Source organism: Buttiauxella sp. (genome assembly GCF_049686335.1).
GTDB lineage: Bacteria > Pseudomonadota > Gammaproteobacteria > Enterobacterales > Enterobacteriaceae > Buttiauxella.
Window position 1 is genome coordinate 320,499 of the sequence record NZ_JBAVHX010000004.1, and the last position, 14,770, is coordinate 335,268.

A 14,770-nucleotide genomic window follows, 5' to 3' on the forward strand; every position below is an offset into this window, starting at 1 on the left:
GTAAACACAGATTACTCCTGAAATGTTTTCGTCATTTATTGACCGTTTTGGCGATCAGCGTTTTAAGCTCAGGGACACAGGAGCCGCAGTTGGTTCCACAGCGTAGTCTTTCACCGAGCGTCGCCACCGAATGGCAACCCGAAGCGATGGCCAGCCGAATGGTTTTCTCTCCCACACCAAAGCAGCTGCACACCGTGCTACCCGTATCAACGGTTTCTCCCGCGGCTTTCCCTGCGAGTAACAGATGGCGTTGCTGTGAAGTTATGGGTGTGGATCCAAATCCTGCGACAACCGCCGCGGTGTGAATGTCAGGCCACGTTGTGGCGCTGTAAAAAGCCAGTTGCAGTGCATCTTCATGCCAGGCGAGCAAATAATAAAATTCTCCGTCGCCCTGAGCGTACTGCAATTGCCAGCCCCGCCCGGCCGTCAGCGTTTCAATCCATGACTCCGGTGAACTGTCCGCGGCGCACAGAAAATGGTGAACACCCGCCGTCGCCTGGCGCCACCACTGTATCTCCCCGGCAAACGCGATTTCTTCCCGGGCAAATATTTCCCCCTGCCATGTCGGCTGCCAGCGTTGAATACGCACCGCCGTTTGTTTGCTTTCCGGTTGACCCGAATGCGGGCAGCACACGCCAGAAACCAGGCTGTTAATCTGCCCTTTGCGAGCAAACTGCCGGCTCCAGTGCATGGGAGCAAATACATTGCCGGGCAACTGGTTTTCACTCACCTGCACCCGCGCCACCATCCCGCCGCTGCGCGAGGCAATTCTCACCAGCCCCCCTTCTTTCACGCCATAACGCTGCGCATCACGAGGATGAATTTCCAGCAGCGGCATCGTGATATGTTGCAGCAAACGCGGCACTTTGCCAGTGCGCGTCATGGTATGCCACTGGTCGCGGATACGTCCGCTGTTGAGAATCAAAGGATAATGCGGATCCGCCACCGCCTGCGGGAGTTCAGGTTCGACGGGCATCAGCTGGAATTTCCCATTGGGGCGCCAGCTTTTTAGAGGTTCATGACCACGCGTGGTAACCGGCCAGCGTACCGGCTCCAGTGCGTCGTACTGTTCACGGCTTAAATTCGCCAGCCCGCTGATATCAAACGCACGCGAGCCATTATTTTCATAACCGGAAAGGGCTGCATGTTCGCTGAAAATTTCGTGAGGATGCTGCCAGTTAAAGGCCTCGCGATAACCCAGACGCTGCGCGATTTGCGCGAGGATCCACCAGTCTGCGCGAGCCTCACCCGTAGCGGGTAAAAACGCACGCTGGCGTGAAATCCGGCGTTCAGAATTGGTCACCGTGCCGTTTTTTTCACCCCATGCCAGTGCCGGAAATCTGACTGTCGCGTAACGCGAGGTATCCGTCTCACGCACGACATCAGAAACAATCACCAGTGGGCAGTTCGCCAGCGCCTGTTCAACACGCAACGCATCCGGCAGCGAAACCACCGGATTCGTGCCCATTATCCACACGGCTTTCACTTCCCCGCGCCCGAGAGCTTCAAACAGTTCAACCGCCATTAACCCCGGTGTTTCGGCAATACGCTCGCTTCCCCAGAACCGCCCAAGCCGTGCGATATCTGCCGCGTCAAAACTCATATGGCTGGCGAGTTGATTGGCAAGGCCGCCCACTTCTCGCCCGCCCATCGCATTTGGCTGTCCGGTCAGCGAAAACGGGCCGCAACCTGGTCGCCCAAGTTTGCCACTCACCAGATGGACGTTGATTATCGCGTTGCATTTGTCGCTGCCGCTCGACGACTGATTAATCCCCATGGTGTAAAGCGTCATGGCGCGTTCAGACTGGCTAAACCATTGCCAGAATATCTGAACATCAGCGCTGTCGAGCTGGCAAAAATCGGCGCATTTTTCCAGGCTCCACCCGGCGGCGATTTCAAGCGCTGCGGTTTGCCCGTCAAACTGTTCGGTAAGTAATGGCTGCTGTTGATGCAGATGATTCAGCATGCCGACAAACAGTGCCGCATCGCTTCCGGGGCGCAGCGCCAGATGCAAATCGGCAATGTCGCAGGTCGCGGTACGACGCGGGTCGATGACGACGATTTTCATCGTCGGCCGCTGTTGTTTAGCTTGCACCAGGCGCTGATAAAGCACCGGATGCGTCCAGGCCGCATTGGAACCGGTCAACACCACCAGATCGGTTTGCTCCAGATCCTCATAGCGACAGGGGACGTAATCGGCGCCAAATGCGCGTTTGTAGCCCACCACTGCCGATGACATGCACAACCGTGAATTGGTATCGATGTTAGCGGCACCGATAAATCCCTTCATCAGTTTGTTCGCCACGTAATAGTCTTCGGTCAGCAACTGGCCGGAGGCGTAAAACGCTACGGCTTTGGGGCCAAACTCCGCAATAATCGCGCTCAGCCGCCGCGCGGTTTCATCCATTGCGGCATCCCATGTGACACGTTCACCATTGACTTCGGGATACAGCAAGCGCCCTTCCAGCCCCAGGGTTTCGCCCAGTGCTGCTCCCTTAACGCATAAGCGCCCAAAGTTTGCCGGATGCTGTTGATCCCCGCTAATCACGAACGTTCCTGCTTTGGTCTGCCGGGCTTCCACACCACACCCCACGCCGCAATAGGGGCAAGTGGTACGCACTGCATCACTATTCATCATGCTTTCGCTTGTCATGATGCCTCCGCACGCATAATCAGCGCCTGGCTCCCCACCCACACGATGCCCTGTTCGACTTTTACCGGCCAGGCACGAACGGCCTGCTCGCCGTCTGGCGTGCAGCCATCGCGCAACCGAATACGATGTTTATAAAGGGGGGAAACTACAATCGGCTCACCGCTGGCATCACCAATAATCCCGCGTGACAACACGTTGGCATCACTGCCGGGTTCGAGATTATCGAGGGCGTAAATGGCTTCCCCGATGCGGAACAGCGCAATTTGATGCTCGCCTAAACGTGCACCAATTCCGGCCTGCGCCGGGATAGCATTGACATCGCACACCGCCTGCCACGGTTTCGTCGGCAGCTTCGCTTCCAGATGAGCCACTTCGTTCACCGGCTGTAATTGCTGGCGCAGGTTCTGGCGTTGTACTGCTTCGTCCGGTTTATCGCTGTTAACATAGGAACGGAACAGCGCCAGGCGGTCAGGACTGTTGAGCGTGGTTTGCCACTCACACTGGTAGCTATCCACCACGCTTATCATCTCTTTTTCCAGCTCGTCGGCGAGGCCGAGGCTGTCGTGCAAAATCACCTCGCGAAGATAATCAATGCCACCTTCGAGGTTATCCATCCAGGTGCTGGTACGCTGCAATCGGTCAGCGGTGCGGATGTAAAACATCAGCAAACCGTCGATGGTGCGGATCAGTGTTTCGCGATCCAGGTCGCTGGCGAACAGATCCGCGTGACGGGGTTTCATGCCGCCATTGCCGCAAACATACAGATTCCAGCCTTTGTCGGTGGCGATAACGCCAATGTCTTTGCTCTGTGCTTCGGCGCATTCGCGGGTACAACCAGAGACCGCCATTTTGATTTTGTGCGGGGAACGCAGTCCCTTATAACGGTTTTCCAGTTCTATCGCGAGCCCCGTGGAGTCCTGCACGCCATAGCGGCACCAGGTGGAACCCACACAGGATTTCACCGTGCGTAACGACTTGCCGTAGGCATGGCCGGTTTCAAACCCTGCCGCCACTAACTCCTCCCAAATAGCGGGCAGTTCCTCAAGGCGTGCACCAAATAAGTCAATGCGCTGGCCGCCGGTAATTTTGCTGTATAGCTGATAACGCTTTGCCACCTGACCGATGGCAATGAGCCCGTCCGGTGTAATTTCACCCGCCGGAACGCGCGGCACGATGGAATAAGTGCCGTCTTTCTGGATATTGGCAAAATAGCGGTCGTTGGTGTCCTGCAGCGGCAAGTGCGCTGGTTTGAGCAAGTATTCGTTCCAGCATGATGCCAGCACGGAAGCCGCCAGTGGTTTACAGATTTCGCAACCGTGGCCGTGGCCGTAGCGGCTGATTAACTGTTCAAAGCTGTGGATATGGTTGACGCGCACCAGGTGATAGATCTCTTGCCGCGAATACGGGAAGTGTTCGCAGATGTCCTTTTTCACCTCGACGCCCTGTTCCTGTAACTGGCATTCCATCACCTGTTTCACCAGCGCCGAACAGCCGCCGCAGCCGGTCGCCGCTTTAGTGCAGCTTTTAACCGCCGCCATGTCACCCGCTCCGTTGCTCACCGCCGCACAAATATCGGCTTTGCTGACGTTATGGCACGAGCAAATCTGCGCGCTGTCGGGGAGTGCTGCCACACCTGACCCTTTCGGCGCACCGCCCGCAGATACGGGTAAAATTAAGCTTTCGGGTTGCGCAGGCAAAGGCATCGCGTTGAGCATCATTTGCAATAGTTGGGCGTACTCGTTGCTATCGCCCACCAGCACGCCGCCGAGCAGGGTTTTGTTGTCAGCTGAAACGACGATTTTCTTATAGATTTGCTGCGGGCCGTTGGTCCACTGATAACTCTGGCTGCCCGGCGTGCGCCCATGTGCATCGCCGAACGAGGCCACTTCCACACCGAGCAATTTCAGTTTCGTGCTCATATCCGCGCCGAGGAACGCGGACTCAGTCCCTGCCAGAGACGCCGCCGTGACGCGCGCCATCTGATAGCCCGGCGCCACCAGACCAAAGATTTTCCCTTCCCACAGCGCGCATTCACCGATGGCGTAAATACGCGTGTCGCTGGTCTGACACTGGTCGTTGATAACAATGCCGCCGCGCTCACCAGACGTCAGATCGCACGTTTTCGCCAGCGCATCTTGTGGGCGAATGCCGGCGGAGAAGACGATTAAATCGGTGCTCAGTATTTCTCCATCGGCGAAGTTAAGTTGCAAGCCGCCGTTATCCCCGGTAATCGCCGTGGTGGTTTTGCTGGTATGAACCTGTACCCCAATGTCGCTGATTTTTTCACGTAGCATAGCGGCACCCGCGTTATCGAGCTGCACCGCCATTAAGTTGGGCGCAAACTCCACCACGTGCGTTTCCAGACCGAGCTGTTTAAGGGCGTTTGCCGCTTCGAGCCCCAGTAACCCCCCGCCAATCACCACACCGCGCGTGGCATTGCGCGCATGCTGTGCAATAGCATCCAGATCGTCAAGGGTACGATAGACAAAGCAACCCGGGAGTGTATGCCCCGGCACCGGAGGGACAAAGGGAAACGACCCCGTGGCCAGCACCAGTTTGTCCCAGTATATTTCGTGCCCCTGGTCGTCGCGCACCAGGCGTTGTTTGCGGTCTATATCGACGATTTTGCTGTGAGAACGTAACTCAATACCGTTGTCATGAAAGAAATCCCCCTGCACCATCGACAATGACTCCGCGCTGCGCCCGGCAAAGTATTCCGATAGATGAACCCGGTCATAGGCCGGATGGCGCTCTTCACCGAACACCACAATGTGATAGCGCTGGTGCAATTGCTGCGCCACGCACTGTTCCAGAAAGTGATGGCCGACCATGCCGTGACCAATTACTACCAGCGTTTGTTTTGTCATGTCGTCATTTCCGGCAGCCAGTGGCTGCTCATCAGAGTGGTATTCATCGAACAACACGGCAGGTGTAACAGGTGCCATGCTGAGTAACGTGTCGGTCAGCGCACTGGCGGGCGTGATATCCCCCAACAGCAATGCGCCCACCAGCTTGCCGCCGCGCAAATGCAGGCAGCGATAATGTTGAGTCAGAGGATCGAAGGCGGTGAGCACCTGGGTGTCGGACTGAAGGCGAAGGTCGCCTGCTGAAAACAGGGGAATACCGCTGACTTTCAGGCGTGTTCCACGATCCTGATAGCGGAAATCACTGGCGGGCATAGCGCATAAACGAGCGGCTAAAACGTCGGCCTGTTGCAGACAAGGCGCCACCAGTCCCCACGTCTGCCCCTCTATTTCACAGCATTCACCCACTGCGCTGATGTGCGGCGTGTCGCTGCGTAACTGGGCATCGACGGTAATCCCGCGCAGGCAACGGATCCCGGCACGCTGCGCCAGCGAAATATTCGGTTTTACGCCGGTCGCGATAATCACCCTTCCGGCGGGCAGCTGCTCGCCATTGCTCAACAACACGCTTTGCGCGGTGATGCGAACAATGCCGCAATTGAGCTGGCAGATAATCCCGCGTTGTGCGAGATGTTGCTCAAGCAGCACGCCTGCCGCCTGGTTTAGCTGAAGATCCATAAGCCACGCCTGACGGTGTACCAGCGTCACGGGAATATGACGTGCGCGCAGTGCTGCGGCGGCTTCAACGCCCAGTAATCCGCCGCCGAGCACCACGGCGTCACTGTCACCGTGCACAATGGCATCAACGTCAGCGAGGGTGCGAAACCCGTGAACATGCGGCAGCGTATGGCCTTCAATCGGCGGGATAAACGGCAGTGAACCGGTGGCGAAAACCAGTTCGTCGTATTGAAGCGTGCGCGTTGCTGAGCGCACCGTCTGATGTTTGGTGTTCACTTCCAGCACCGCTTCGCCCGTGAGCAACTCGATACCGTGTGAAACATACCAGGCGGCATCGTGCAGCTGCGTGGCACTGGCGGTTTTTTCCCCAGCCAGTACGGGCGAGAGCAAAATACGGTTGTAGCTGAGCCCTGGCTCTTCGCCAAACAGCGTAATGGCAAAACGCCCCGCCGCTCGCGCGATAATTTGTTCCACCAGGCGTATCGCAGCCATGCCATTACCGATAACAATCAGACGTTGCTTCATGAGTCTTCCCTCAGGCTGCTTTCGGCTGTTTTTCATAGAGGAAGCGCAGCACCTGCTGGCGCAAGTGGTGATAGCGGCTGTCTTCGGCCAGTTCCACACGGTTACGCGGGCGCGGTAAATTCACCTCCAGTGTTTCACCCACCGTTGCCGCCGGACCGTTAGTCATCATCAACACGCGATCCGACAGCAGCACCGCTTCGTCAACGTCATGGGTGATCAGCACGATGGTGGTATGCAACTGTTGCTGGATATGCATCACGGCATCCTGCAAATGGGCGCGAGTGAGCGCGTCGAGTGCGCCGAAAGGCTCGTCCATTAGCAACACTTTCGGTTTCATCGCCAGCGCACGGGCAATACCCACTCGCTGTTTCATGCCGCCTGAAATTTCGCCAGGACGTTTATCGATGGCGTGACCCATTTGCACGCGTTCGAGATTGTGAATAATCCATTCGCGTCGCTCCGCGCGGTTCATGGTGCGGCGAAACACCTGATCTACCGCCAGTGCGACGTTTTCAAAGCAGGTCATCCATGGCAGCAGTGAATGGTTCTGAAATACCACCGCGCGCTCAGGGCCTGGACCTGCGATTTCACGGTTGTCGCAAAGCAGGCCGCCTTCGGTTGGCAACGTTATTCCGGCAATCAGGTTGAGCAGTGTTGATTTCCCGCAACCCGAGTGCCCTATCAGGCTGATGGTTTCTCCTTCGGCGATATCAAAGCTGACGTTGCTCAGTGCGAGGAACTCTCCGCTGGCGGTGGAAAAACGTTGGCTGACATTCTGAACCTGAATAATTTTCTTCATGATGTTCCCCTTATTTTTCCCAGCTAAAACGACGCGCCAATAACATCAAACCCTGTTCAAGTAGCAGCCCGACGACGCCGATAATCACAATCGCGATCAGGATGTTTTCGACGTTGAGGTTGTTCCATTCGTTCCAGATCCAAAAACCGATACCCAGACCGCCGGTCAGCATTTCTGCGGCAACAATCACCAACCAGGCGATGCCAATGGATAAACGCACGCCGGTTAATACCGCTGGCAGTACCGCCGGGAACAAAATTTTGCGCATCACCGTCCACTCGGAAAGCTTCAACACCCGCGCCACGTTGAGATAGTCGTCCGGGATGCGCTTCACACCTTCGGCGGTGTTAATCACTATCGGCCAGACAGAACAGATGAAAATGGTCCAGCCAGAAGCCGGTTCGGCCTTCTGGAAAAGCAGCAGACCAATCGGCAGCCAGGCGAGCGGGCTGACCGGGCGTAAGAGCGAGATAATCGGGTTAAACATGCGGGCTAAGAAGGTAAAACGACCAATCAGGAAACCCGCCGGAATACCGACGATGGCTGCCAGACCGAAGCCAATAGCCACGCGCTGGAGTGAAGCCAGAATGTTCCAGCCAATCCCCTGGTCGTTAGGCCCGGCGTTATAGAATGGGTCAGAAAACAAGGTGATTGCCGAATCCAGCGTACTGAGCGGCGTCGGGAAACCTTTGCTATTGAGCGCGGCGATTTGCCAGGCCACCACCAGCAAACCCATACCGAGAACGGCGGGGATCAGGCGCTGAAACAGATTTAACGTTATCTGGCGCCATTGCGGTTTGCGGCGACGAACGATAACCGGCGGCAGTGTAATCACCTCACCCACGGGGGCGCTCAGTGCAGGCGCTGGCGGTTTTTGTGCAGGCGTGTTCATATCATTCCCCTTAGCGTTTAATGGCAAAACTTGCGGCGTAAGCGGCAGGGTTGCTGCCGTTCCAGGTGCTTCCATCCATCAAAGTGCTGGTGCGCATCGGGCTCGCCGGAATAGCAACGTTGCCCACGGCAGTGGCCGCCTGCTGATAGATGTCGATACGGTTGATGCGTCTGGCGATGGCGAGGTAATCCGGATCGTGGTCCAGCAATCCCCAGCGGCGATGTTGGGTCAGGAACCACATGCCATCGGACAGCCATGGGAACGTCACTTCCCCGTCGCGGAAAAACTGCATGCCGTGGTTGTCCTGCCATTTTTTGCCGATACCGTTGTCGTATTGCCCGAGCATGCGTCCGGTAAGATATTCAGTTTTGGTATTGAGATAAGCCCGTCCGGCAAGCACGCTGGCGGTTTCACGACGGTTATCGTCGCTTGCATCAATCCAGCGTGACGCCTCAAGGACGGCAGCGACTAATGCCCGCGCGGTATTTGGGTTTTGCTCCACCCACTCTCGACGCGTACCGAGAATTTTTTCCGGATGATCAGGCCAGATAGACTGTGAAGTGGCGGCGGTAAAACCGATGCCATTGCTGATGGCACGTTGATTCCACGGCTCACCGACACAGAACCCCTGCATATTGCCGATACGCATGTTCATCACCATTTGCGGTGGCGGAACCACCACGGTGCGCACATCGTTGAAAGGGTTGATACCCGCCTGCGCCAGCCAGTAATAGAGCCACATCGCATGCGTGCCCGTCGGGAAGGTATGCGCGAAGGTCATGCTGCCTGGTGCCTGACTTGCCACCCACTTTTTCAGGCTTTCTCCGTCAGTCACACCCTGCTTTGCCAAATCCATAGAGAGCGAAATAGCCTGGCCGTTGTTGTTAAGCGTCATCAGGTTCGCCATCGACTGCTGCTTTCCGGCGATCCCTGACTCGAGGCCGTAGACCAGGCCGTATAAAACGTGGGCCGCATCCAGTTCACCGGAGACCATTTTGTCGCGCACCGCCGCCCAACTCGCTTCTTTGATCGGCACAATCGAAATACCGTATTTTTTATCGAAGCCTTTTATGGCGGCCATCACCACCGACGCGCAGTCGGTCAGCGGAATAAAACCGACTTTTACCGTGCTTTGCTCAGGGCGGTCGCTGCCCGCAGCCCGGACAGAATTCATCATGCCGGGCAGCAAACAGGCACCGCCTAATGCGGCTCCAGCCTGCAGAAATCGACGGCGCGAGAGGGCTATGGGTGTGTTGCTCATCGGCTTCATCCTGATAAATGGGAAAAAAAAGCGCCCAACAATGTGGGTCAGCACATTGAAGGACGCCTTTGTCCTACCTGATCCGCACCGCCATTGGCGCAACTCAGGTAAATTTAATCTTCACGGAATTATTGCAACTCGCATGCCAGGATTGCACAAGCCAGAACCAGCGGGGAATAAGGGTCGCTAACGACCTTGAAAGATCCCGGATAGCGGGATATTCGCACCACAAAAATGCACGAAATGCCCACGCTTTGTGCAACTACTCCTTAGTGGGTAACTGCCAGAGATCAGCCACCGAGATCATCGCGCTGGCGACTTCGACCATGCGTTTATTCTGGTTCATCGCCATTTTACGCAGCGCCTGCCAGGCTTGTTCTTCGCTATACCCCTGATGGCGGATTAATAACGCTTTGGCTTTCTCGATGGCTTTACGTTCCTCAAGTGTTGCCTGTAGTGACGCCAGTTGCTGTGCCATGCTTTCGAGTTGCTGGGCTTGCTGGCGGACCAGCGCCAGCAGATGCCTGTCGAGATAGCGTTCAGTTTCAAAACCTTCTTTGCCAGAAACCCAACTGGCCATGTCGTGTTCGTCCAGCTCCGTTTGCTGTAACACCTGCCCAAGCGCCTGTTGCGCCTGAGCCATCACCACGTCAATCAATGCATCTTCCACTTCTTTCAAGGCATCCATTCTGCGGGTTAACAACGCAAACCAGCGCAATGCTCGCTGCGGTTCGTCACCGTCGCGGGTCAGGCGTGTGCAGGCCAGCCGCCGCAACTGCTCGGTTTCACGGCAAGGCTCGCCATACGCCTGGAATTGCAAGCGCAACGGCTCATCAGTCATGCTACAAAACGCATCAAAACAGTGTTGCTGGCTATCGATGCGGTCGACCAGTTGCTGACGCAACGCTTCGCTAAATTCCCCCAGCGTGAAGCCGAGCGCACCAATTGCCCGCTCTTGCCCTGCCAGCTCTTTACCCTGCATAAAACTGAACAGCGCTGCCAGGCTACGCGCCACGTCAGCGTCATCGACCACGTTACTGGTTTCGGGAACGATACTCAGCAGGTGGCGCAGCGTGATGTTGAACTGTTCCATCGCTTGCAAAGGTTGTATGTGAAGCCCGGCAATTTCTACCCGCAGCGCGGGTAAACGTTCGAGATAATGAAGCGCACACGCAAGGCTCACCAGTAGCGCGCTACCGGGCAGATAGTTCGGGTCAGTAATCGCGTGTTTGAATAGCGCTAATTCACGGTCGACTTCCCCGGCGCAGCGTGAGCGCTCAGGGGAAAAAAGCCGGCCTGACGAACACAACCAGATGTTGGAAGCCCCTCGCTCACGCTGTAGCATATGCGCGAGCCTGGCTATCCGCGCGGTGAGTTGCCCGATTTGTAAGATGTCCTGCAACTGTTCACGCCCGCGAGTGCGAGCCGCCATTAAAAAGTCACGGGCGGTGGGATTCACGGTGACGGTGGCCTTCATAAAACGCTCCTGAACGGCAAGTCATGCATCTGTACCAACAGATAAGCAAAAGTCGTGCCTTCAGGTGCCCGGGAGAGAAAAATGCAAAAGATGGTAATTATTGCTAACGGAGCTGCTTACGGCAGTGAATCTTTGTTCAACAGTCTGCGTCTGGCGATTGCCCTTTGCGACCAGCAGCCACAGCCGGAAGTGAAAGTGTTTTTAATGTCTGATGCGGTGACAGCCGGTTTGCGCGGCCAGAAACCCGCTGAGGGTTACAACATCCAGCAAATGCTTGAGATCCTGACGGCGCAAAATGTCCCGGTGAAACTGTGCAAGACCTGCGCTGATGGGCGTGGTATCTCGTCGCTGCCGTTGGTCGAAGGGGTCGAAATTGGCACACTGGTGGAATTAGCAGAATGGACGCTCAGCGCTGATAAAGTCCTCACCTTCTGATACCAAATTTAATGATGCCATGAGGCAGATTTTTAGTATTAAAAATCACCCGCTAAATGGTTTTAGAAACTTCTCCACTAAAGTTTAATCGTTACGGCATTTTTTGATCAAAGTCAGCATTTGTGACCGTCGTGTCTGGTGTTATGCATAAAGTGTGATTTGTGAAGGCCGTCACTTATCGCGAGAAATGCGGCGGCATACGTGCCTAACTTTGATGTGATAGCGGAGTATAAAAATGCCAGTAGTGAAAGCCAGTCTGCACCTTTTTGGCGGCGATACCGTGGTGGTTCGCTGTTCTGATAATTGCCATATTCATTTGATGAGCGAGACCCGCTCTTCGGGTAAACCTCAGGCCGATATTCTAAGCGTGGAAGATAAGCAGTCGGCGTATTTGACGGTGCCGTATAGCGGGACGTGGAAGGTGTTGATTGACAGTCATAGCCAGTCGCTTGAGCATTCAATCAGTTATGTTGCGGCATAACATATAAATTCCGGCCCTCGACAAGAAGGCCGGAATACGCTTTAAGCAAATTCAAGTTTAAGCAAATTTAGCTTCAGGCAAATCCAGGTTGTAACCCTTCATCATCTTTCGGCTGTAGCCAGGCCCGAACTTTATTCACCAGTTCATCAAGACAATCATCGTGCATTCCACGCTTGATGAGTTCTTGTTCCAGTGAAAAAAGATACTGCGCGTTCGTGCCCAAAGGGCCGCTTGCGGCGGCGATTAATGGGGCAATCACCTCTGCCCGGGTATCGGATTCATAGAGCGGATGGCGTGGGTCCATGATAAACACCAGCGCATTCACCACTCGTCCATCATCCAGTTCCAGTTTGCACCAGGTGGGTAAGTAACAGCCGGTGATCATTTCACGCTTCCACACCAGCGTCAGTTCGTCCTGAAGCATCGCTTCAGGTAGACGATACGCAAGGCCGGTAGTACGCCCACCCTCTTTGAGCGCCAGCATGCGTCCTGGCTGGCAAGCGGTGCCGCGCCCTGCTGTTAAACGTAAACAAAATGCGCGATGCCAGCCAACGAGCGTGCCCGCGGCTGAATCTTCATATTCGAATGCCGGGTTCCACATCAGGGACCCATAGCCAAATATCCAGACAGGACTGCTATCGGGACGACAGGCGAGCGTTGCGGCGAGTGAAGCCGAGCGCTGCTCAGGGGTCCACAACAACGATTCCTCAATGGAACCAAAAGCTGTCTTACAATCCGCTTTCATTAAGAAATCACGTGTTAACACGATACACCTCCGCCACTGCAAACTTCCGTGTGATTACGTCAGATACGCCTTCCGGGCTTTTTAAATTCTGAATAACCAAAATAAATCGAGTTGCCGCTAAAACTCCTGCATGTCGAAATATCCCGGTTATTAATAGAGCAACATATCTCTGAACATAAGCAATTAGCAGGACGCTGGCAAGTTTGATGACGATCACAAAATCGTGAAAATGTCATATTAACTTGCCATACTGAGGAGGATTGCGGGGTTTGAATATGATTATCAATACATTATGTAAGGTTTACTTTTTCTTGTGCCATTTGTCATCTTCACCCTTTTGATAGCCATGCTTCACTGCCGCCCAGGCCACTTTATGCGCGGTTTCTTCGCGACTGGCATCATCACGGCGATCTTCTTTATCTTTGTACTCATCCCAGGCGCTGTTAAACGCCTCTTTATAGATATCCTGGGCATGAGCAGGCAGGACATTTTGCACACTTTCAGGCAGGTCGCTTCGGCTGTTGTAGGGCATTACGTCACCTTTTAGTGGGGTAAAACTTAAGTGTGAGTCAACATGCCCATTTTTGCCTGAAAATTTAGATAATTGCGTTTACCAGATAAGTATCTTTATGTTTTACCTTGCTTAATCTCACTAAACACGCATTTATAAACATCAGAAATACTATGGCTATATAAGCGGTAAAACTGAGTAAATTTCCGCAGAAAACCCATATTGTTTGCTATTTTAACGGGGTTTTACTGTCCGACTATAATGAATAAATGGCTTAACGCCTCTGGATATGGAGAAGTACATTGACCAAAACACAACATGAGGCGGTGAAAACCCGTCATAAGGAGAGTTCCCTCATTTTCCCGCTTTTAGCGCTGGCTGTTCTGGCGGTATGGGGAGGGAGCCAGTCTTTACCAGCGGTTATTGGGATCAACATTCTGGCCCTGGTGGGCATTTTAAGTAGCGCCTTTAGCGTAGTCCGTCACGCCGACGTGCTTGCGCACCGTTTAGGTGAACCCTTCGGTTCCCTGATTCTGAGCCTTTCTGTCGTTATTCTTGAAGTCAGCCTGATTTCCGCATTGATGGCGACCGGAGATGCCGCACCTACGCTGATGCGTGACACGCTCTATTCCATCATCATGATTGTGACGGGCGGACTGGTAGGTTTCTCATTGCTGTTGGGTGGCCGGAAATTCGCCACGCAATATATGAATCTGTTCGGCATCAAACAGTATTTGATTGCCCTGTTCCCGCTGGCGGTCATCGTCCTGGTGTTACCGACGGCGCTGCCCGCAGGTAACTTTAGTACCGGCCAGGCGTTAATGGCGGCGGCGATTTCAGCGGCGATGTACGGCGTGTTCTTATTAATTCAAACCAGAACGCACCAGAGCCTGTTCGTTTATGAGCATGAAGATGAGGCTGACGACGACGACCCACACCATGGTAAACCGTCGGCGCATAGCAGCACCTGGCACTCCATCTGGTTAATCGTGCATCTGGTGGCGGTTATTGCGGTCACTAAAATGAACGCCGGCCCTCTGGAGTCACTGCTTACGACACTGAATGCGCCTGCGCAATTTACCGGCTTCCTTGTGGCATTGCTGATCCTCTCGCCTGAAGGTCTGGGCGCGTTGAAAGCGGTGTTGAGCAATCAGGTTCAGCGGGCAATGAATCTGTTCTTTGGCTCGGTGCTGGCGACCATCTCACTGACGGTTCCTGCGGTGACGCTTATCGCGATGTTGACCAACAACGACCTGACCTTTGGCTTAGGGATGCCGGAACTGGTGGTGATGTTGACCTCATTAGTGTTGTGCCAGATTTCGTTTTCCACCGGGCGCACCAATGTGCTCAACGGTACCGCGCACCTTGCGTTGTTTGCCGCTTATTTGATGACGATATTTGCCTGATTTTACCCCTCACAACAGCCCTCTCCTTAGGGAGAGGGAGTGA

At 54.7% G+C, this 14,770-nt stretch carries 11 protein-coding genes; 3 read left to right on the top strand and 8 right to left on the bottom strand.

What is annotated here, in order from left to right; all coding sequences use genetic code 11:
* Positions 1-31: 31 nt before the first annotated feature.
* From WBL83_RS01870 to WBL83_RS01895, 6 genes are all read right to left on the bottom strand, one after another.
* Complete coding sequence (locus tag WBL83_RS01870) at positions 32-2,653, bottom strand: molybdopterin-dependent oxidoreductase (RefSeq protein ID WP_424587539.1); 2,622 nt, start codon at positions 2,651-2,653, stop codon at positions 32-34.
* Positions 2,650-6,720 carry a nitrite reductase large subunit NirB gene (gene nirB / locus WBL83_RS01875; RefSeq protein WP_424587540.1) on the bottom strand — a complete coding sequence of 1,357 codons (4,071 nt, stop codon included), beginning with the start codon at positions 6,718-6,720 and terminating at the stop codon, positions 2,650-2,652. The genes WBL83_RS01870 and nirB overlap by 4 nt, the downstream gene beginning before the upstream one ends.
* Before the next feature lie 10 nt (positions 6,721-6,730).
* Entirely contained in the window at positions 6,731-7,519 is a 789-nt protein-coding gene (locus WBL83_RS01880; protein WP_424587541.1) for an ABC transporter ATP-binding protein, read from the bottom strand.
* A 10-nt stretch (positions 7,520-7,529) separates the two neighbouring features.
* Positions 7,530-8,411: a nitrate ABC transporter permease gene (gene ntrB / locus WBL83_RS01885; protein WP_424587542.1), complete on the bottom strand. Its 882-nt coding sequence runs from the start codon at positions 8,409-8,411 to the stop codon at positions 7,530-7,532.
* 10 nt (positions 8,412-8,421) lie between these two features.
* Entirely contained in the window at positions 8,422-9,672 is a 1,251-nt protein-coding gene (locus tag WBL83_RS01890) for an ABC transporter substrate-binding protein (RefSeq protein ID WP_424587543.1), read from the bottom strand.
* A 262-nt stretch (positions 9,673-9,934) separates the two neighbouring features.
* Entirely contained in the window at positions 9,935-11,149 is a 1,215-nt protein-coding gene (locus tag WBL83_RS01895; RefSeq protein ID WP_424587544.1) for a nitrate- and nitrite sensing domain-containing protein, read from the bottom strand.
* An 81-nt stretch (positions 11,150-11,230) separates the two neighbouring features.
* Between WBL83_RS01895 and WBL83_RS01900 the strand changes: the two genes are divergently transcribed.
* Together WBL83_RS01900 and WBL83_RS01905 are read left to right on the top strand one after the other, a co-directional pair.
* A complete protein-coding gene (locus WBL83_RS01900; RefSeq protein ID WP_424587545.1) occupies positions 11,231-11,584 on the top strand; it encodes a DsrE/DsrF/TusD sulfur relay family protein in 354 nt (117 codons plus the stop codon).
* Positions 11,585-11,819: 235 nt separating this feature from the next.
* Complete coding sequence (locus WBL83_RS01905; RefSeq protein ID WP_424587546.1) at positions 11,820-12,065, top strand: DUF1883 domain-containing protein; 246 nt, start codon at positions 11,820-11,822, stop codon at positions 12,063-12,065.
* 73 nt (positions 12,066-12,138) lie between these two features.
* On the opposite strand, the gene WBL83_RS01910 is transcribed toward WBL83_RS01905, so the two are convergent.
* Together WBL83_RS01910 and chaB are read right to left on the bottom strand one after the other, a co-directional pair.
* Complete coding sequence (locus WBL83_RS01910) at positions 12,139-12,831, bottom strand: gamma-glutamylcyclotransferase (protein ID WP_424587547.1); 693 nt, start codon at positions 12,829-12,831, stop codon at positions 12,139-12,141.
* Between the two features lie 280 nt (positions 12,832-13,111).
* Complete coding sequence (chaB, locus tag WBL83_RS01915; protein ID WP_424587548.1) at positions 13,112-13,342, bottom strand: putative cation transport regulator ChaB; 231 nt, start codon at positions 13,340-13,342, stop codon at positions 13,112-13,114.
* 281 nt (positions 13,343-13,623) lie between these two features.
* Here chaB and chaA point away from each other — a divergent pair, with 281 nt between their 5' ends.
* The gene (chaA, locus tag WBL83_RS01920) at positions 13,624-14,727 is read left to right on the top strand and encodes a sodium-potassium/proton antiporter ChaA (protein ID WP_424587549.1); all 1,104 of its coding nucleotides are present in this window, start codon (positions 13,624-13,626) and stop codon (positions 14,725-14,727) included.
* Positions 14,728-14,770 lie beyond the last annotated feature (43 nt).